This window comes from Actinotalea solisilvae (assembly GCF_016464425.1).
In the GTDB taxonomy this organism is placed as follows: domain Bacteria; phylum Actinomycetota; class Actinomycetes; order Actinomycetales; family Cellulomonadaceae; genus Actinotalea; species Actinotalea solisilvae.
Genome location: NZ_JADDKQ010000035.1, coordinates 1 through 18,782 on the forward strand (window position 1 = coordinate 1; position 18,782 = coordinate 18,782).

Genomic DNA, 18,782 nt, shown 5'->3' on the forward strand with positions numbered 1-18,782 from the left:
AGAAGCACGGCAAGCACTGACCCGACGGGGCGCCCCGAGCGCCCGCCGACGACGAGGGCGCCCGGACCGCGGTCCGGGCGCCCTCGTCGTCGTCAGGGGGTGGTGCGTGCCGGGCGGTGCGGTCAGGGCCGGCCGGCGTAGGGCATGGTGCCCGACCAGCGGATCGCCGTGACGCGCACCGCGACGCCGGGCCGCGGCGCCTCGACCATCTGTCCGTTGCCGACGAACATCGCGACGTGGGTGATGCTGCCCGGGTCGCTGCCGACGGAGCCGTAGAAGATGAGGTCCCCGGGGCGCATCGAGTCGTAGGAGATCTTCTGCACCTGGCGGTACTGGTCGCGCGACGTGCGGTGGATGCTCAGGCCCGCCGCGGCCCACGCCTTGCTCGTGAGGCCGGAGCAGTCGAACGCCTCCGGCCCGGCGGCGCCCCAGCCGTAGGCCTTGCCCACCTGCGAGACCGCCCACGCTACGGCGCTCTGGCCCTGCGCGGCCGTGCCCCGCTGCGAGCCCGTGCCCAGCCCGTACGGGTCGGACGCCGGCGGCGGGGTGACGACGGGCGGGGCGGTGACCGGCGGCGCGACGACGGGCGGAGGGGTCACCGGGGGTGCGGTGACGGGCGGCGCGGTCACCGGGGGCGCCACGACGGGCGGCGCGGTCACGGGCGGCGCGGACACGGGCGGGGCGACGACGGGCGGGGCCGTGACCGGCGGCGTCGCCGCGGACGGGGTGGGCGGCGGCGTCGCGGACGGGGGGGACGGGGTGACGCCGCGCTGGGCGGCTGCGGCCGCCTCGGCGCGCGCCGCGCGCTCGGCGTCGACCTGCGCCTGCCGCGCGCGCTCGACCTCGAGCGACGTCTGACGCAGCGCGGCGAGCTCGGAGAGCAGCACCTCACGCTCGGCCGCGATCGCCGCGACCTGCTCCTCCGCCGTCGCGTACAGCTGCTGGGCGGTCGCGAGCGCGTCCTCGGCAGCCTGCGCTGCGGCCTCCGCCCGGGCGGCGGCCTCGTCGGCGCGGGTCTGGAGCGTGCGTGCGACGAGGTCGGCGGCGTCGAAGCGCTGCACCGCACGCTGGGCCTGGCTGCCCAGCTGGTCCATCGCCGTCCGGCGGGCGACGAGGTCCTCGAAGCCGTCCGCCGAGAGGAAGGCGCCGAGGCCGTCGAGCGTGCCGCCCGAGCGGTACGCCTGGAGAGCGATCTGGCCGAGCTCGTCGCGGGCGACCTCGGCGTCCTCGGCCGCTGCCGCGGCCTGCGCGGCCGCCTCCTCGGACCGTGCGGTCGCCGCGTCGCGCGCGCCGACGGCCTCGGTGTAGTCCTCGGCGGCGGCGGCGACGTCGGTCCACGCCGTCTCGAGCGCGGCGGACTGCGTCGCGAGCGCGACCTCGAGCGAGGCGACGTCGCGCGCTGCGGTCCGGACGGCGTCCTGGGCCGCGGCGACGTCGTCCGTGCTGACGTCGGGGTCCGCCCAGGAGGCGCCCGCCGTGGCGGTGCCCAGGAGGAGGACGAGCGTCGTCGCGGCGGCAGCCCGCCGTGCGCCGGCACCCCAGGTCCTCATCCGGTGCGTCCTCCCGTACGGGGCGCCGTGTCGGCGCCGGCCGTGCTCGTCGGCGCGCTCGTGCGCGCTCGGGGCCCCGCGGTCCTGCAGGTCCTGTCGCACGGTACTCACAGCAGTCACGGGAGCAACAGGTGTCACTCCGACAACGTTCGTCACACCAGTCACTCCAGTCACACCGAGCCGGCCCGCCGCGCGCCCGAACCGTCCGATTCGTCCGGTCGCTGCAGCACGGGATCTCCCGAGCGCCCCAGGCGGTCCGCGCGTGCGGCCGGGGCCACGGCGGGAGCACCGCATCACCCGAACGGCCGCGTGCGGACCGGGCCCGCGCACCCGGCGACGCCCCGCCCGGTCCGGATCGCGAGACGGCGATATCGCCTGCTGGTCCGGCCGCCCTACGCTGGCCGACATGTACTGCCGAATGTGTCGCTGACCCGCGCACGTTCGGTGGTGTGCCCGCTGACCGGTTCGACCGGGACGTCCCGTCGTCCCTGATCCCCCGGCAGGGCACCTCCCTCACGTGCACACCCACCCAGTCCCGTCGCGGGCTGGCCGGGGTCAGTGCGCTGGCTGTGGTCACCCGCGGTACTCCCACGAACGAGGAGCCCGCACCATGAGCAACGAGTCCTGGTCCTTCGAGACCCGCCAGATCCACGCCGGCCAGCCCGCGGACGCCGCGACCGGCGCCCGCGCCCTGCCGATCTACCAGACGACGTCGTTCGTCTTCCCGGACGCCGACACCGCCGCGGCGCGCTTCGCGCTGCAGGACCTCGGCCCGATCTACACGCGCATCGGCAACCCGACCACGCAGGCGGTCGAGGACCGCATCGCGAGCCTCGAGGGCGGCGTCGGCGCGCTGCTGCTCTCCTCGGGCCAGGCCGCCGAGACCTTCGCGATCCTCAACATCGCCGAGGCCGGCGACCACGTCGTCGCGAGCCCGAGCCTCTACGGCGGCACGTACAACCTGCTCCACTACACGCTGCCCAAGCTCGGCATCACGACGACGTTCGTCACCGACCCGCACGACCCGCAGGCCTGGCGCGACGCCGTCCGGCCGAACACCAAGCTGTTCTTCGGCGAGACGATCCCCAACCCGCAGTCCGACGTCCTCGACATCGAGGCGGTCGCCGCCGTCGCGCACGAGGTGGGCGTCCCGCTCGTCGTCGACAACACCGTCGCGACGCCGTACCTCATCCGCCCGCTCGAGCACGGCGCCGACGTCGTCGTCCACTCGGCGACGAAGTACCTCGGCGGGCACGGCGCGGCGATCGGCGGCGTCATCGTCGACGGCGGCTCGTTCGACTACGCGAAGCACCCGGAGCGCTTCCCCAACTACAACACCCCGGACCCGTCCTACAACGGCCTCGTGTTCGCGCGCGACCTCGGCGTCGGCGGCCTGTTCCCGGTGAACCTGTCCTTCATCCTCAAGGCGCGCGTCCAGCTGCTGCGCGACCTCGGCTCCTCCATCTCGCCGTTCAACGCGTTCCTCATCGCCCAGGGCATCGAGACCCTCTCGCTGCGGATCGAGCGCCACGTCGCCAACGCGCAGACGGTCGCGGAGTGGCTCGAGGCGCGCGACGACGTCGTGCGCGTGCACTACGCCGGCCTGCCGTCCAGCCCGTGGCACGCCAACGCCCAGAAGTACGCGCCGCGCGGCGCGGGCGCGATCGTGTCCTTCGAGCTCGAGGGCGGCGCCGAGGCCGGCAAGCGCTTCGTCGACGCGCTCGAGCTGCACTCGAACGTCGCGAACATCGGCGACGTGCGCTCGCTCGTCATCCACCCGGCGTCGACCACGCACAGCCAGCTCACGCCGGAGGAGCAGCTCGCGTCCGGCATCACGCCGGGCCTCGTGCGCCTCTCGGTCGGGATCGAGCACGTCGACGACATCCTCGCCGACCTCGACGCCGGCTTCCGGGCCGCCAAGGGCGCCTGATGGCCGTCCCCGACCGGGTCGCCCCTCCCGTGGACACGACGGGTGGGGGCCGTGCCGGCGCCGTAGGTTTGCGCGTCGTGCAGACCTCCGCCGCCCCGCGCCTCGTGCCCGCGAGCGCCGCGTGGCGCGAGGGCGACCCGGTCGGGGACCGCCGCTTCGTCGACGTCGGTCCGCTCGCCCTCGAGGCCGGCGGCCACCTGCCGGTGGTCCGCCTCGCCTACGAGACGTGGGGCACGCTGTCGCCGTCGCGCGACAACGCCGTGCTCGTCCTGCACGCGCTGACCGGCGACTCCCACGTCACCGGTCCCGCCGGGCCGGGCCACCCGACGGCGGGCTGGTGGCAGTCGCTCGTCGGGCCCGGCCGCCCGATCGACACGGACCGGTGGTTCGTCGTCGCGCCCAACGTGCTCGGCGGCTGCCAGGGCAGCACCGGGCCCGCGTCCACCGCGCCGGACGGCCGGCCGTGGGGCGGGCGCTTCCCCTACGTCACCGTGCGCGACCAGGTCACCGCCGAGATCGCGCTCGCCGACGCCCTCGGGATCCGCGACTGGGCTCTCGTCGTCGGCGCCTCCGCGGGCGGGATGCGGGTCCTCGAGTGGGCGGTCATGGCGCCCGACCGGGTGCGCGGCATCGCGCCCATCGCGACCACCGCGCAGACGACGGGCGACCAGATCGCGTGGGCGCACGCCCAGGTCGCGGCCATCCGCGGGGACGCGCGCTACCGGGGCGGCGACTACTACGACGCGCCCGACGGCGACGGACCGCACGTCGGCCTCGGCGTCGCGCGGCAGATCGCGCACACCACGTACCGCAGCGCGCTCGAGCTGGACCAGCGCTTCGGCCGCGCGCCGCAGGACGGCGAGGAGCCGCTCGGCGGCGGCGGGCGCTTCGCGGTGCAGTCCTACCTCGACCACCACGCGGGCAAGCTCGCGCGGCGCTTCGACGCGAACACCTACGTGGTGCTCACCGAGTCGATCCTGTCGCACGACGTCGGCCGCGGCCGGGGCGGCGTCGCGGCCGCGCTCGCCGGCGTCCCGGCCCGCGCGCTCGTCGTCGCCGTCGACACCGACCGGCTCTACCTGCCGGAGCAGTCCGAGGTGATGGCCGCGGCGCTCCCGGGCGCGGACGGCGTGCACCTCATCCGGTCCGACTTCGGGCACGACGGGTTCCTCATCGAGGAGGACCAGGTCGGCGCGCTCGTCCGCGACTTCCTGGGCTGAGCCCGCCACGCCCCGGACGCGGCGCCGGGCCCTCGCCCTGCCGCGCCGGCCGGTCGTCCCTAGCATGTCGACCATGGGCGGACCCGTGGACGCGACCGAGCTGACCGCGATCGACGACGTGCTGCGCCGGCAGTGGCTGCGGCTGCGGCGCTGGGTCGGGATGCTCGAGCCGGCGGCGCTGCGCCGGCCGAGCGCCGTCGAGGGCTGGACCGTCACCGAGCTCGTCGCGCACCTCGGCCGGGGCCTCGAGGCGTTCGCGGGCGTCCAGCCGGCCGCGGCGGGCACCGTGCCCCTGAGCCTGGGCGAGTACGTCAGCGCGTACCGCGACGGGGCCGACGAGATCGACCGGCTCACGCGCGACCTCGCCGAGCGCATCGCCGCCGACCCGATGCACGGGCTCGACGCCCTCGCCTCGACCGCGTTCGCCCAGGTCACGCAGCTCCGCGAGCTCGCGCCGGACCCCGTCGTGCACGGGCTGCGCGGGCCGCTGCACCTGTCCGACATGCTCGTCACCCGGCTCGTGGAGCTCGTCGTGCACGGCGACGACCTCGTGCGCTCGCTCGGACGACCGGTGCCGGCGGGCGAGAGCCCGCTCGAGCCCGACGCCGTCCGGCTCGTCGCCGAGGCGCTGCTGGAGGTCGTCGTCGACCGCGGCGGGTGGGACCTCGAGGTCGTCGACCCGCTCGGCTGGGTGCGCCTCGCCGCGGGCCGCGTGCCCTACGACACGGGCGCGCTGAGCGCCGCGCTCCAGGCACGGCACACGTCCGAATCCGTGCCCGACCTCGGGACGATGCTGCCGCTGCTCTGAGTCCTAGGCCTCTTTAACGAGTCGAGTGCGCCGCTGCGCGACGCGAGACCTTGAGGTCCTGCACCTGACGGACGAGCGCAGCCAACTCCGGAACAACGATCGGATCGCGATCCATCGCCGCCTCAAGTCGCTCGACCTCGCTCGGAGTGAGTCGCATGACCCGCTCCTCCATCAGTACAGCCCGTGCGCGCTCCATCGAGGCGCCGAGCACAAACGAGGTGAGGTCCTGCTGCTGTGCAGCAGCAGCCTCACGCAGAGTCTCAAGTGCATCTGGGGCGATCCGCATGTTAAGTCTGGAAGATCGCTCCGAGGTGGTGGCAGCCGTCATCGTATCCATGGCCCGCTCCTGTTGGTGTACAGCCACAGTACGTACCGCGGATGTACGGGTCAACTCGTTTCACCCTCGGCGAAGGTGGCACGTAGGTCGTCGGTGCGCATGAAGAGGCGCGCGCCATCGTCGCTGAGGGTCTGGAAGCCGTATCGACGGTAGAAGCCCGCCGCTTCATCGTCGATGGCGTCGACGAGCACGACCTCGAATCCGATGTCGACCGAAGCTTCGGCCAGTCGGCCGAGCGCGTGCGCCAACGTCAGGCCGCCGAGACCGGTCCCCTGGTACTGCTGGTCGACCGCTAGACGAGCGAGCAACATCGCGGACATGGGGTACCGCACCCTCGCGCCGAGAGGCGTCCCCACCAACTGGTCAACCTCGAGGCGGTACGTGACCAACGAGAAGAACGACGCGATCCGCGCCTCCTTCTCATCGACGCCGAAGGTTGTCCGTGCCGTGCTCCGCTTCTCCTGCTGACCTGAGTAGTGATGAAACCAGTCATCCAACGACGCTTTGCCGCAGGTGAACACGGAGCGATCGAGGAGTGGCTCGAAAGGCATGAAGATGATCACGGTCGTCCCACCGATATCGCACTGGTAGCTGTGAGACGCGGTTCCAGGTCGAGCGCGTCCGGAATCATGACCTTGGACGCTACCCCCCACCAGGCGTACGGAGCGACCGAGCCGGCCACTGCAGCCGCGGCTGTCCTACGGTGGGCGCATGACCATGCTCGCCGCCGTCGCCGCCCGCACCGACGCCGAGCGGCCGCTCGACGGCCTCGCGCTGGCGCAGGTCCCCGAGCCCACGCCGCGCGAGCACTGGTCGGTCGTCGACGTGCGGGCCGCGAGCCTCAACCACCACGACCTGTGGTCGCTGCGCGGCGTGGGCCTGCCCGCCGACCGCCTGCCCATGGTGCTCGGCACCGACGCGGCCGGTGTCACCGCCGACGGCACCGAGGTCGTCGTGCACTCGGTGATCGGCGAGACCGGGCACGGCGTGGGGCCGACCGAGCGCCGCACGCTGCTGTCCGAGAAGTACCCGGGCACGCTCGCCGAGCGTGTCGCGGTGCCGACGTGGAACCTCGTGCCCAAGCCCGCGGAGCTGACCTTCGAGGAGGCGGCCTGCCTGCCGACGGCGTGGCTCACCGCGTACCGGATGCTCTTCGTCGCCGCGGGCGCGCGGCCGGGCGACCGCGTGCTCGTCCAGGGCGCGGGCGGCGGCGTCGCGACGGCCGCCGTCGTGCTCGGGGCGGCGGCGGGCGTGGAGGTCGTCGTGACGAGCCGCGACGCGGGCAAGCGCGAGCGCGCGCTCGGCCTGGGCGCGGCGCACGCGGTCGAGAGCGGCGCGCGGCTGCCGTTCCGGGTCGACGCGGTGCTCGAGACCGTCGGCGCGGCCACGTGGTCCCACTCGGTGCGGTCCGTCCGGCCGGAGGGGACGATCGTCGTCGCGGGCGCGACGAGCGGGGACATGCCCGGCGCGGAGCTCACGCGGATCTTCTTCACCCAGCTGCGGGTGGTGGGCGTGACGATGGGCGCCAAGGCGGACCTCGAGGCACTGCTGCGGTTCCTGGCCCGGACGGGCGTGCGGCCGGTCGTCGACACGACGTTCCCGCTCGAGCGCGCGCGCGACGCCCTCGCCCGCCTCGAGTCCGGCGCGCACTTCGGCAAGGTGGTGGTGACATCCCGATGAGTCGCGCATGACGCCGACCTGGGTGACCGACGTCCTCGGTCCCGACTACCAGGCCCGCACGCTGCCCCTGGCCGACGACGACGAGGGCGAGGTCGTCGCGACGCTCGTGCGGCACCGGCCGCCGGGCGACGAGGGCGTGCGGCACGCGCGCGCCGTGCTCTACCTGCACGGCTGGAACGACTACTTCTTCCAGACGGGCCTCGCCGAGTTCTGGCGCCGTCAGGGCGCCGCGTTCTACGCGCTCGACCTGCGCAAGTACGGACGCAGCCTGCGGCCCCACCAGACGCCCAACTACGTCGACGACCTGGCGGTCTACGACGAGGACCTCGACGCGGCCATGGCGCAGGTCCGCAAGGACCTCGGCCGGCGCGCGCGGGTCATGCTCATGGGCCACTCGACGGGCGGCCTCGTCGGTGCGCTCTGGGCCCGGCGGCACCCCGGGGCGGTGTCCGGCCTCGTCCTCAACAGCCCCTGGCTCGAGCTCACGGGGGCGTCGTTCGCGCGCAACCTCAGCATGCCCGTCGTCCAGGGCCTCGCCCGGCGCCAGCCCAAGGTGCCGCTCCTGACGATCGACCCCGGCTTCTACGCCCGCACGCTGCTCACCGAGCACGGCGGCGAGTGGACCTACGACACCGCCTGGCGCCCGACGCCGTACTTCCCCGTCCGGCCCGGCTGGGTCCAGGCGGTGCTCAGCGGCCACGCGCAGGTGCGCCGCGGGCTGGGGCTCGAGGTCCCCGTGCTGGTCGCCCTGTCCGACCGCAGCCTCGTGCTGCCCCGCTGGCGCGAGGAGATGCGCGAGGCGGACACCGTGCTCGACGTCGACCTGCTGGCGCGGCGCGCGGTGCTGCTCGGCCCGGTCGTCACCGTCGTCCGGGTCGCGGGCGGGCTGCACGACCTCGCCCTCTCGAAGGAGCCCGCGCGCTCGCGCTTCTACGCGGAGGTCGCGCGCTGGACGTCCGCCTACGGCTGGGTCTGACGGTGGACGACGCCCTGGGCGCCCTGGGCCCACTCCCGGTGCTCGCCGCGCCGCCGGACCGCACGCAGGCGTGAAGGGTTGGTCGCGCCTCGTGCGACCAACCCTTCACACAACCAGCCGCAAGGGGGCCTGCTCAGCAGCCGGCGGCGGCCGCGGAGGGGGCCGGCTCAGGAGCCGGCGGCGGCCGCCTGGTCGTAGAGGTCGGCGAGCGACGGACCCGTCGGCCGGTCGAGCCGCCACACCGCCCAGCCGTCGACCGGCGCCTCGGCGGCGCTGACCACCTCGGCGGCGACGTCGGGGTCCTGGAACCACGACCCGTCGGGCAGCTCGATCCACCCGTCCTCGTGCAGCAGCGCCTCGTAGTACTCCCCGCGCCGGTCCCGTGACCACACCAGGGCGACGGGCGCGCCGAAGTGCGCGGCGACGACGACGAGGCGCGGGTCCGGGCCGTCCGCCGCCGGGGCGGGCGCGACGCCGGTGAAGGCGTAGGGCAGGGACGCCGCAGCCGGCTCGGACGCGAGCGGCGCCGTGTGGGCCGACGGGCCGCCGTCCCACGCGGGCTCGGGCGACGTGACGTCGTCACGGGGCACCCACGCCGGGGCCGGGGGAACGTCCCCACGCGACGCGGCCGTGCCGCGCTCGTGCGGCGCGCCCTCCCCGGGCGTGCGGGCGAACGTCCACGCGCCGTCGGGCGGCGGCGTCCGTGGGGCCGCGCTCTCACGGACGAGCGGCTGGCCGGCGGCCGGCGTCGTGACGCGCACCGCGAAGGGCGGCGGGGCGACGCTCGGCATGCGGCGCCCGGGGTCGGCGCGGAGGGTCGCGTGCGGCAGCGTCGCCGGCCGGTGCGCGGACGGCCCGTGGTGCCCGGGCAGCGCCTCGCCCGACGGCGGTGTCGAGAGGCGCGGCGCGCGACCGGCCGAGCCGTCGTCGCGCACCACCCGCAACGACGTCGGCTCCATCGCGCGGCGCGGCGGGGGCGTGCGCGTCAGGGGGTAGACGTCGACGATGCGCGCCCCGTCGGCGCCCGGCACCACACCGACCTGGAGGATGTCGACCTGCCAGCCGGGCTGGAGCAGGAACTCCACGACGTCCTGGATGCCCTCGGCGATCGCCGAGCAGACGAGCAGCAGGCGCGCGCCGCTCCGGACGGTCGTCGAGAGCAGGGACGTCGCGGGCACGGTGCGTCGGAAGGCCGCGAGGTGGGCGGCGAACCGGGTCGGCCCGCCCCGGTAGACGGCGGCGAGGTCCTGGGCGCTCATGCCGGCGGCGCGGCCCGCGTGCCGCAGCGCGCGGAGCACCGCGACCTCGTCGAGGACCGGCACGATCTCGACGACGACCGGCTGGCCCGACGCGTCCACCGCGAGCAGGTAGGGCGCGTCCTCGTCGCCGTCGCGCAGGCGCAGCGGCAGCAGCTGCTCGCCCAGCAGGGTGTCGAGGTGCTGCGCGAGCACGCTCGAGGCGGCGGGCGCGAACGCACCAGGGGCAGGCTCGAGCGGATGGACCGCGACCGACCTGGTGGTCTCGACCTGGAACATGGGGGATGCACTTCCCGACTGAGCTGACGCTCCTCGACCGCCCGCAGCCTATGGTCTGCGGGGGTCTGTCCGGAATGCCCCGATCGGTGGACGTTACTGCTCCGTGACGAAGGTGCGCGAAGGCGCAGGTGAGGGCCGGGTGACACGAGTGACCCCCGGGGCCCTGTGCACCACCTTCCGGGCGACCCGAACCCGCCCTGGTCCGTCCTACGGGAGGCGCGCCGCGAGCAGCTGCGCCAGGTGCGTCATCTGCGCGCCCGCGAGGTCCTGCGCCTGCGTGCGGCAGGAGAACCCGTCGGCGAGCAGCACGGTGTCGGGGTCGGCCGCGCGCAGCGCCGGCAGCAGCGCGTGCTCCGCGACGGCGACCGACACCTCGTAGTGCCCCTTCTCCATCCCGAAGTTGCCCGCGAGCCCGCAGCAGCCCGCGAGGGTCGTCACCCGGGCGCCCGCGGCCCGGAGCAGGGCGCGGTCGGCGTCGTACCCCATGACCGAGTGGTGGTGGCAGTGCGGCTGCGCGACGACGGTGACGTCGGCGAGGCTCGGCGGCTCCCACGCGTCGGGCCCGACGGGCGGCGGCGCTGTGAGCAGCTCGGCGAGCGTGCGCGTCGCGTGGGCGACGGCGACCGCGCGCGGGTCCTCCGGCAGCAGGTCGAGGAGGTCCGAGCGGAGCACCGCGGTGCAGGACGGCTCGACGCCGACGATCGGGATGCCGTTGACGGCGTACGGGCCGAGCACGGAGAGCAGGCCGCCGAGGCGCCCCTTGGCGCCGTCGAGCTGGCCCGTGCTGATCCAGGTGAGGCCGCAGCACGCGTCCTCGTCGGGGACGATGACCTCGTAGCCCGCCGCCTGGAGCACGCGGATCATCGCGCGCGGGACGTCGGGGTCGAACCCGTCGCTGAAGGAGTCGGTCCACAGGACCACGCGACGGACGGGGTCGGTCGCCCCGGTGGCGTGCGACGTCGCCCCCGCCGTCGCCTCCCCCATGCCCTCGGTGCTGTGGTGGCGGCCGTCCTGCCCCGACCACCACCGCCGGAACGACGTCGGGGCGAACGCCGGGATCGAGCGGCGCGTGTCCATGCCGCCCGCCGCGAGGACGAGCTTCGCGAGCGGCCGGACGCCCAGCACCGCGTTGGCGAGGCGGCCGACGCCGAGCCGCGCGACGAGCCTCGACCACCGCGGCAGCCAGCCCAGCGCGTAGTGCGTGCGCGGGCGCAGACGCCCCCGGTAGGCGCGGTGCAGGACCTCCGCCTTGTACTGCGCCATGTCGACGCCGGCGGGGCAGTCGCTCGAGCACGCCTTGCAGGACAGGCACAGGTCGAGCACCTCGTGCACCTCGGCCGAGCGCGCACCGCCCGTCACGAGCGTGCCGTTGGCCATCTCCTGGAGCACGCGCGCGCGGCCCCGCGTCGAGTCCTTCTCGTCGCGCGTCGCGAGGTACGAGGGGCACATGAACCCGCCGGACGCACCCGAGTCGGCGCGGCACTTGCCGACGCCCACGCAGCGGTGGACGGCCGTCGTGAGGTCGCCGTCGTCGTGCGGGAAGGCGAAGCCGGTGCTGCGGGCGATCGGCAGCGCGTGGGGGCGCCGCAGGTCCGCGTCGATCGGCCGGGGGTCGACGAGCACGCCCGGGTTGAGCACGTCACCCGGGTCGAAGAGCTGCTTGACGGCGCCGAACAGGCCCAGGGTCTCGGGCGAGTAGATGAGCGGGAGCAGCTCCGAGCGCGCGCGGCCGTCGCCGTGCTCCCCCGAGAGCGAGCCGCCGTGCGAGGCGACGAGCCGCGCGGCGTCGGTCATGAACGCGCGGAAGCCCGGGACGTCGTCGCGCCGCTCGAGCGGGATGCCGAGGCGCACGTGGATGCAGCCGTCGCCGAAGTGGCCGTAGGGCAGGCCCTCGACGCCGTGCTCGGCCATGAGCGCGTCGAAGTCGCGCAGGTACGCCCCGAGCCGCTCGGGCGGGACCGCCGCGTCCTCCCAGCCCGGCCACGCCTGCGCACCCTCGGGCGTGCGGCCGGCGAGGCCCGCGCCGTCGGCGCGGATCTGCCACATGGACGACGCCTCGGGCCCGGGCGGGATGACACGTGCCGCCGTCGTGCCGGCGTCGGCCGCCATCGCACGGGCGCGCTCGAGCGCCTCCTCGCGCGTCGCGCCGCCCATCTCGACCATGAGCCAGCCCGCACCCGGCGGCAGCGCGGGCACGTGCGCCTCGCCGCGGTGGCGGCGCACGACGTCGACCAGGCGCGCGTCGAGCCCCTCGACCGCGAGCGGGGCGTGCGCGAGCAGGGCGGGGACGGCGTCGGCGGCCGACGGCATGTCCGGGTAGCCGAGCACGACGAGGACGGCGGCGTCGGCGATCGGGACGAGGTTCACCGTCGCGCCGAGGACGGTCACGAGCGTGCCCTCGGTCCCGACGAGCATCTTCGCGAGGTCCGCGCCGCGCTCGGGCGTCAGGTGCTCGAGCGAGTAGCCCGACACCTGGCGGCCGAACCGGCCGAGCTCGGTGCGGATGGTTCCGAGGTGGGTCGTGACGAGGTCGCCGAGCCCGGGCACGACGTCGAGCGCGCCCGCGCCGCTGCGCGCGGTGAAGCGCCGGCCGTGCCCGTCGACGACGTCGAGCGCGCCCGCGCCGCTGCGCGCGGTGAAGCGCCGGCCGTGCCCGTCGACGACGTCGAGCGCGACCACGTTGTCCGCGGTGCGGCCGTAGGCGACGGCGTGCGGCCCGCACGCGTTGTTGCCGATCATCCCGCCGAGCGTCGCGCGGTTCTGGGTCGAGGGGTCGGGTCCGAAGCGCAGGCCGTGGGGCCGCGCGGCGGCCTGGAGGCTGCTCATCACGACGCCGGGCTGCACGACGGCGGTCCGCGCCTCCGGGTCGATCTCGCCGATCGCGGTGAGGTGGCGCGAGGTGTCGACGACGATGCCCGGGCCGACCGCGTTGCCCGCGACGGACGTGCCCCCGCCGCGCACGGTCAGCGGCGTCCCGGTCGACCGCGCGACCTCCGTGACGGCGACGAGCTCGTCGACGTCGCGCGGGAAGACGACGACCTGCGGCACGACGCGGTAGTTCGACGCGTCGGTGCTGTACTCCGCGCGGCGGCGGGTGGACGCGTCGACCGCCTCGACACCGCCGACGGCCGAGCGGAGCGCGGCGAGAAGGTCCGGCACCGCGGCGGCGGGGGCGGTCGCGTCGGAGGTCGTGGTCGCCACGCGCTGATCCTGCCACCCCGGGCCGGACGCGGCCGGGGACCGTCCGAGGTGCGGCACCGCACCCCCCGGGAGAGCCTGGGCGGGACGGCCCGGGCCACAGCAGGCCGGGCGTCACCGACCACTGGAGGATGCATGCGCGCGCTCACCTGGCAGGGCAACGAGAAGGTCAGCGTCGAGACCGTGGCGGACCCGACCGTCCTGGAACCGACCGACGCGGTGATCCGGGTGACGTCGACCGCGATCTGCGGCTCGGACCTGCACCTGTACTCGACGCTCGGGATGTTCCTCGACAAGGGCGACGTGCTCGGCCACGAGGCGATGGGCGTCGTGGAGGCGGTCGGCCCCGAGGCGTCACGCCTGCGCGTCGGCGACCGCGTCGTCGTGCCGTTCGTCATCGCCTGCGGGACGTGCCACAACTGCCGGCGAGGCTTCACGACGCAGTGCGAGACGACCCAGGTGCACGAGCACCACAAGGGCGCGCGGCTGTTCGGGTACACCAAGCTCTACGGGCAGGTCCCGGGCGGGCAGGCGCAGTACCTCCGCGTGCCGCAGGCCCAGTTCGGGCCCGTCGTCGTGCCGGACGACGGTCAGCCCGACGAGAAGTACCTCTATCTGTCCGACGTCCTGCCCACGGCGTGGCAGGCGGTCGAGTACGCCGCGATCCCCGCGGGCGGGACCGTCGTCGTGCTGGGCCTCGGGCCGATCGGCCAGATGGCGTCGCGCATCGCGGCCTACCGGGGAGCGGGCCGCGTCATCGCGGTCGACCTCGTGCCCGAGCGGCTCGAGATGGCCCGCCGGCACGGCATCGAGGTGCTCGACCTGCGCGACCACGACGACCTGCCCGCGGCGATCCGCGACCTCACGGACGGGCGCGGTCCCGAGTCCGTCATCGACGCGGTCGGCATGGAGGCGCACGGGTCGCCCGTGGCCGAGGCGACCCACAAGGTCGCGGCGTTCCTGCCGGACGCCGTCGCGCGCAAGGTCATGGACGTCGGCGGCATCGACCGGCTCGCGGCGCTCCACACGGCGATCTCCGTGGTCGCGCGAGCCGGGACGCTCTCGCTGTCCGGCGTGTACGGCGGCTCGGCCGACCCCATGCCGATGATGGAGCTCTTCGACAAGCAGGTCACCGTGCGCATGGGTCAGGCGAACGTCCAGCACTGGGTGCCCGAGATCCTGCCGCTCGTCCAGCGCGACGACGACCCGCTGGCCGTCCTCGACCTGCGCACGCACCGGGTCCCGCTCGAGCAGGCCCCGCAGTACTACGAGACGTTCCAGAAGAAGCAGGACGGCTGCATCAAGGTCGTCCTCGACCCGGCGGCCTGACCGCCCCTCCCCGTCCGCGGACCGGAGCGGAGCGGCCCCGACACGCGCGCGTGTCGGGGCCGCTCCGCTCCAGTCTGCGTGGGTGGGTCAGGCGAGGGCGGCGTCGAGGGTGATGGCGACGCCGGTGAGGGCCTTGCTCACGGGGCAGCTCGCCTTGGCGTCCTCGGCCGTCTTCTCGAACGTCGCGGCGTCGACGCCGTCGACCTCGCCCCGCACGGTCAGCGCGATGCCGGTGAGGTGGAAGCCACCCGCGGGGTCGGGGCCGAAGCCGACGTCGGCAGTGACCTCGAGGCTGTGGACCGTGCCGCCGGCCTCGCCCAGGAGCGCGGAGAACTGCATCGCGAAGCAGGACGAGTGCGCCGCAGCGATCAGCTCCTCGGGGCTCGTGACCGATGCCGCGTCCTCCGAGACGCGCCGGGGCCAGGAGACGTCGAACGTGCCTACCTTGGAGCTGGTGAGCTCGACCTGACCGCCGCCGTCGGCGAGCGAGCCGTTCCAGGCGGTCCGGGCGGTGCGCGTGGTGGCCATGGAGATCCTCCAGGAGGTGCGATGACTGGGACCTCTCGACGCTATCCGCGCCCGGTGGGGGGCGCGACGTGAGCACGGGGTCGGGCGACGGCGACGGCGGCGCCGACAGGGTCGCGCGCGCCATGCGCGCCTGCCCGCGCACCGGGTTCCTGCGCCGCCACGAGCGGCGTCGGGCGCACGAGGACCAGCCGCTGCCGATCGGCCACGGCCAGACGAGCTCGCAGCCCAGCACGGTCGCCCGCATGCTGCGCGAGCTCGACGTGCCGGCCGGCGCGCACGTGCTCGACGTCGGCTCGGGCTCGGGCTGGACGACGGCGCTGCTCGCGCACCTCGTCGGGCCGGGCGGCGACGTCGTCGGCGTCGAGCTCGAGCCCGAGCTCGTCGCATGGGGCGGAGCGAACGTCGAGGCGACGGCGCAGCCCTGGGCGCGCGTCGTCGCCGCGCGCCCGGGTGTGCTCGGCGTCCCGGAGGGCGCGCCGTACGACCGCGTGCTCGTCAGCGCCGAGGCGCGCGAGCTGCCCGCGGCGCTCGTGGCGCAGGTCGGCGTCGGCGGCCGCATGGTCGTCCCGGTCCGCGGCGAGATGCTCACGGTCGACCGCCACGGCCCGGGCCCCGAGGCCGTGACGATCCGCCGCCACGGCGCCTACCGCTTCGTCCCCCTCCGCTGACGCCCCCACCCCCACGCACCCACGCCGAGGTCGCTGGTCCGCGCCGAGGTCGCTGGCTGCAACCAGCGACCTCGACGGGAACCAGCGCCCCCGGGGCTCCGGCCGCGGGGGGGGGGCGGGGGCAGGCGGGGGGGCGCGGGTGTCGCTCGCCGTCGTGACGACCGCGGCGCGGCCCGCCTCGAGGCGCGCGACGGGCACGCGGAACGGCGAGCAGCTCACGTAGTCCAGGCCCACCTCGTGGAAGAAGTGCACCGACTCCGGGTCGCCGCCGTGCTCGCCGCACACGCCGAGCACGATGTCGGGCCGCGCGGTGCGGCCCTCCTCGACCGCCATCCGGACGAGCCGGCCCACCCCCGTGGCGTCGAGCGTCTCGAACGGCGACACGCTGATGACGCCGCGCTCGGTGTACTCGGCGAAGAACGCCCCCTCGACGTCGTCGCGCGAGAAGCCCCACGTCGTCTGGGTGAGGTCGTTGGTGCCGAACGAGAAGAACTCCGCGACGCCCGCCATCCGGTCGGCCGTGAGCGCCGCACGCGGCAGCTCGATCATCGCGCCGATCGCGACGTGCAGGGCGACCCCCTCACGCTCCTCGACCTCCGCGAGGATCCGCTCGGCCTCCTCGCGCACGAGGTGGAGCTCCATGACCGACGCCGCCAGTGGCACCATGATCTCCGCGTGCGGTCGCCCGCCGGCCCGCAGCCGCTCGGCCGCCGCCTCGGCGACCGCGCGGATCTGCAGCGCGAAGAGTCCCGGCACCACGATGCCGAGCCGGACGCCGCGGAGGCCGAGCATGGGGTTGACCTCGTGCATCCGCCGGACGGCCGGCAGCAGCACCCGGTCGCGCTCGAGGGCCGCGAGCTCGTCGTCGTCGAGCTCGCCGCGCGCCTCGCGCTCGGCACCCACCGCGACCCGGACCGAGAGGTCCGTGAGGTCGGGCAGGAACTCGTGCAGCGGCGGGTCGATGAGCCGGATCGTCGTCGGCAGCCCGTCCATCTCCTCGAGGATGTCGACGAAGTCCGCGCGCTGGAGCGGCAGCAGCGCGTCGAGCGCGGCCTGACGCTCCTCGTCGCTGACCGCGAGGACGAGACGCTCGATGAGCACGCGGCGCTCGCCGAGGAACATGTGCTCCGTACGGCACAGGCCGATGCCCTGCGCCCCCCACGTGCGTGCGCGGCGGGCGTCGTCGGCGGTGTCGGCGTTCGCGTGCACGCGCAGCCGGCGGACGGTGTCCGCGTGCGTGAGGACCCGGTGCACCGCGGAGACGACCTCGGCCGTGTCCTCGTCGCGCGCCGCGTCGACGGCGGCCTCGAGCCCGTCCTCGAGGTACTGCACCACGGGCGACGGGACCACGGGCACCGCGCCGAGGAAGATCTCGCCGCTCGAGCCGTCGATGGCGATGACGTCGCCCTCGCGCACGACGCGCTCGCCCACCGTGAAGCACCGCGCCGCGACGTCGACCTCGAGCTTCTCGGCGCCGACGACGCACGTCGTGCCCATGCCGCGCGCGACGACGGCCGCGTGCGACGTCTTGCCGCCGCGCGAGGTCAGCACGCCGACGGCGGCGATCATGCCGCCGAGGTCGTCGGGGTTGGTCTCGCGCCGGACGAGCACGACGTCCTCGCCGCGGGCCGCCCATTCCTGCGCCGTCGGCGAGTCGAAGACGGCCTTGCCGACCGCCGCACCGGGCGAGGCGGCCATGCCCGTCGCGAGCAGCGTGCGCTCGGCGTCGGCGTCGAACTGCGGGAACATCAGCTTGCTCAGCTGGGCGCCGGTCACGCGCTCGAGCGCCTCGTCGAGCGTGATGAGGTGCTCGTCGACGAGCTGCGTCGCGATCCGGAACGCCGCCGCGGCCGTGCGCTTGCCCACGCGCGTCTGCAGCATCCAGAGCTTGCCGCGCTCGATGGTGAACTCGATGTCGCACAGGTCGCGGTAGTGCGTCTCGAGCCGGCGCATCGCCTGGCGCAGCTCGGCGTACGACGTCGGGTCGAGCATCTCGAGGTCGGCGAGCGTGAGCGTGTTGCGGATGCCCGCGACGACGTCCTCGCCCTGCGCGTTGGGCAGGTAGTCGCCGTAGACGCCCGGCTTGCCGGTCGCGGGGTCGCGCGTGAAGCACACGCCCGTGCCGGAGTCGGCGCCGAGGTTGCCGAAGACCATGCTCACGACGTTGACGGCGGTGCCCAGGTCGTCCGCGATCCGCTCGCGCCGGCGGTACAGGCGCGCGCGGTCGGTGTCCCACGAGCCGAACACGGCCTCGATGGCGAGGTCGAGCTGCTCGCGCGGGTGCTGGGGGAACTCGCGCCCCGTCTCGTCGCGCACGATCGCCTTGAACTCGTCGACGAGCTCCTGCAGGTCGGCCGCGGTGAGGTCGGTGTCCGCGCTCACCTTGCGCGCGGCCTTCTTGGCGTCGAGCGCGCCGGCGAACCGGTCGCCGTCGATGTCGAGGACGGTCTTGCCGAACATCTGGATGAGGCGGCGGTAGGAGTCCCACGCGAACCGCTCGTCGCCCGAGAACTTGATGAGGCCCTGCACGGACGCGTCGTTGAGCCCGATGTTGAGGACCGTCTCCATCATCCCGGGCATCGAGAACTTCGCGCCCGAGCGCACGGAGACGAGCAGGGGGTCGTGGAAGTCGCCGAGCGAGCGGCCCAGGGTGTCCTCGAGCCGGCGCAGGGCCATCGTCACCTCGACGCGCAGCTCGGGCGGGAGCTCGCCGGTCGCGCGGTAGCGGCGACAGGCCTCCGTCGTGATCGTGAAGCCCGGCGGGACGGGCAGGCCCAGCCGGGTCATCTCGGCGAGGTTCGCCCCCTTGCCCCCCAGGAGGTCCTTCTGGTCCTTGTCACCCTCACTGAAGTCGAACACGTAGGTCGCCACGGTCGCGCCTCTCTGCGCACCGACGCCCGCCCCGTTGCCGGCGTCGCCTCGCACCAGGGTGCGCCCGGTCCGACCCCACCCGGAAGGACCTTGGGCCCTGCGCCGGAGGTCCCGGGTGACGGGGGTCACAGGCTCCTAGCGTGGAGGTGCGC

13 protein-coding genes and 1 pseudogene are annotated in these 18,782 nt (G+C 74.9%); 7 read left to right on the forward strand and 7 right to left on the reverse strand.

Translation table 11 applies throughout. From position 1 onward, the window contains the following. Positions 1-122: 122 nt before the first annotated feature. On the reverse strand, positions 123-1,550 hold the full coding sequence (locus JIG38_RS19500; RefSeq protein WP_199425281.1) for a C40 family peptidase: 1,428 nt from the start codon (positions 1,548-1,550) through the stop codon (positions 123-125). A 610-nt stretch (positions 1,551-2,160) separates the two neighbouring features. On the opposite strand from JIG38_RS19500, the gene JIG38_RS19505 reads away from it, so the two are divergent. The 3 genes from JIG38_RS19505 to JIG38_RS19515 all read left to right on the forward strand — a co-directional run bounded on the left by JIG38_RS19505 (position 2,161) and on the right by JIG38_RS19515 (position 5,508). Next, on the forward strand, positions 2,161-3,480 hold the full coding sequence (locus JIG38_RS19505) for a bifunctional o-acetylhomoserine/o-acetylserine sulfhydrylase (protein ID WP_199425280.1): 1,320 nt from the start codon (positions 2,161-2,163) through the stop codon (positions 3,478-3,480). Continuing rightward, a complete protein-coding gene (metX, locus tag JIG38_RS19510; protein WP_199425307.1) occupies positions 3,480-4,700 on the forward strand; it encodes a homoserine O-acetyltransferase MetX in 1,221 nt (406 codons plus the stop codon). Before JIG38_RS19505 ends, metX begins: the two co-directional genes overlap by 1 nt. 73 nt (positions 4,701-4,773) lie before the next feature. Next, on the forward strand, positions 4,774-5,508 hold the full coding sequence (locus tag JIG38_RS19515) for a maleylpyruvate isomerase N-terminal domain-containing protein (protein ID WP_199425277.1): 735 nt from the start codon (positions 4,774-4,776) through the stop codon (positions 5,506-5,508). A 13-nt stretch (positions 5,509-5,521) separates the two neighbouring features. On the opposite strand, the gene JIG38_RS19520 is transcribed toward JIG38_RS19515, so the two are convergent. Next, positions 5,522-5,845: a type II toxin-antitoxin system TacA family antitoxin gene (locus JIG38_RS19520; RefSeq protein ID WP_199425276.1), complete on the reverse strand. Its 324-nt coding sequence runs from the start codon at positions 5,843-5,845 to the stop codon at positions 5,522-5,524. 50 nt (positions 5,846-5,895) lie between these two features. After that, positions 5,896-6,408 (reverse strand): GNAT family N-acetyltransferase, encoded by a 513-nt coding sequence (locus tag JIG38_RS20810; RefSeq protein ID WP_199425275.1) that lies wholly within the window; start codon positions 6,406-6,408, stop codon positions 5,896-5,898. A gap of 154 nt (positions 6,409-6,562) precedes the next feature. Between JIG38_RS20810 and JIG38_RS19530 the strand changes: the two genes are divergently transcribed. Together JIG38_RS19530 and JIG38_RS19535 are read left to right on the forward strand one after the other, a co-directional pair. Further along, positions 6,563-7,525, forward strand: a complete 963-nt coding sequence (locus tag JIG38_RS19530; RefSeq protein ID WP_199425279.1) for a zinc-binding dehydrogenase — start codon at positions 6,563-6,565, stop codon at positions 7,523-7,525. 7 nt (positions 7,526-7,532) lie between these two features. Continuing rightward, the gene (locus JIG38_RS19535) at positions 7,533-8,501 is read left to right on the forward strand and encodes an alpha/beta hydrolase (RefSeq protein WP_199425274.1); all 969 of its coding nucleotides are present in this window, start codon (positions 7,533-7,535) and stop codon (positions 8,499-8,501) included. 167 nt (positions 8,502-8,668) lie between these two features. Here the strand turns inward: JIG38_RS19535 and JIG38_RS19540 are convergent, their stop codons facing one another. Together JIG38_RS19540 and JIG38_RS19545 are read right to left on the reverse strand one after the other, a co-directional pair. Continuing rightward, positions 8,669-10,036, reverse strand: coding sequence for a restriction system modified-DNA reader domain-containing protein (locus JIG38_RS19540; protein ID WP_199425273.1), 1,368 nt, complete (start codon positions 10,034-10,036; stop codon positions 8,669-8,671). 207 nt (positions 10,037-10,243) lie between these two features. Continuing rightward, positions 10,244-13,237, reverse strand: coding sequence for an FAD-binding and (Fe-S)-binding domain-containing protein (locus JIG38_RS19545; protein WP_199425308.1), 2,994 nt, complete (start codon positions 13,235-13,237; stop codon positions 10,244-10,246). 132 nt (positions 13,238-13,369) lie between these two features. Here JIG38_RS19545 and JIG38_RS19550 point away from each other — a divergent pair, with 132 nt between their 5' ends. Beyond that, a complete protein-coding gene (locus JIG38_RS19550; protein WP_199425271.1) occupies positions 13,370-14,563 on the forward strand; it encodes a zinc-dependent alcohol dehydrogenase in 1,194 nt (397 codons plus the stop codon). Between the two features lie 87 nt (positions 14,564-14,650). Here JIG38_RS19550 and JIG38_RS19555 read toward each other — a convergent pair whose 3' ends face one another. Further along, positions 14,651-15,091, reverse strand: coding sequence for an OsmC family peroxiredoxin (locus JIG38_RS19555; protein ID WP_199425309.1), 441 nt, complete (start codon positions 15,089-15,091; stop codon positions 14,651-14,653). A 122-nt stretch (positions 15,092-15,213) separates the two neighbouring features. Between JIG38_RS19555 and JIG38_RS19560 the strand changes: the two genes are divergently transcribed. Beyond that, the gene (locus JIG38_RS19560) at positions 15,214-15,759 is read left to right on the forward strand and encodes a protein-L-isoaspartate O-methyltransferase family protein (RefSeq protein WP_199425316.1); all 546 of its coding nucleotides are present in this window, start codon (positions 15,214-15,216) and stop codon (positions 15,757-15,759) included. A 135-nt stretch (positions 15,760-15,894) separates the two neighbouring features. On the opposite strand, the pseudogene ppdK reads toward JIG38_RS19560, so the two are convergent. Continuing rightward, positions 15,895-18,630 (reverse strand): annotated as a pseudogene (gene ppdK, locus JIG38_RS19565) (pyruvate, phosphate dikinase); the annotation flags it as partial. Positions 18,631-18,782 lie beyond the last annotated feature (152 nt).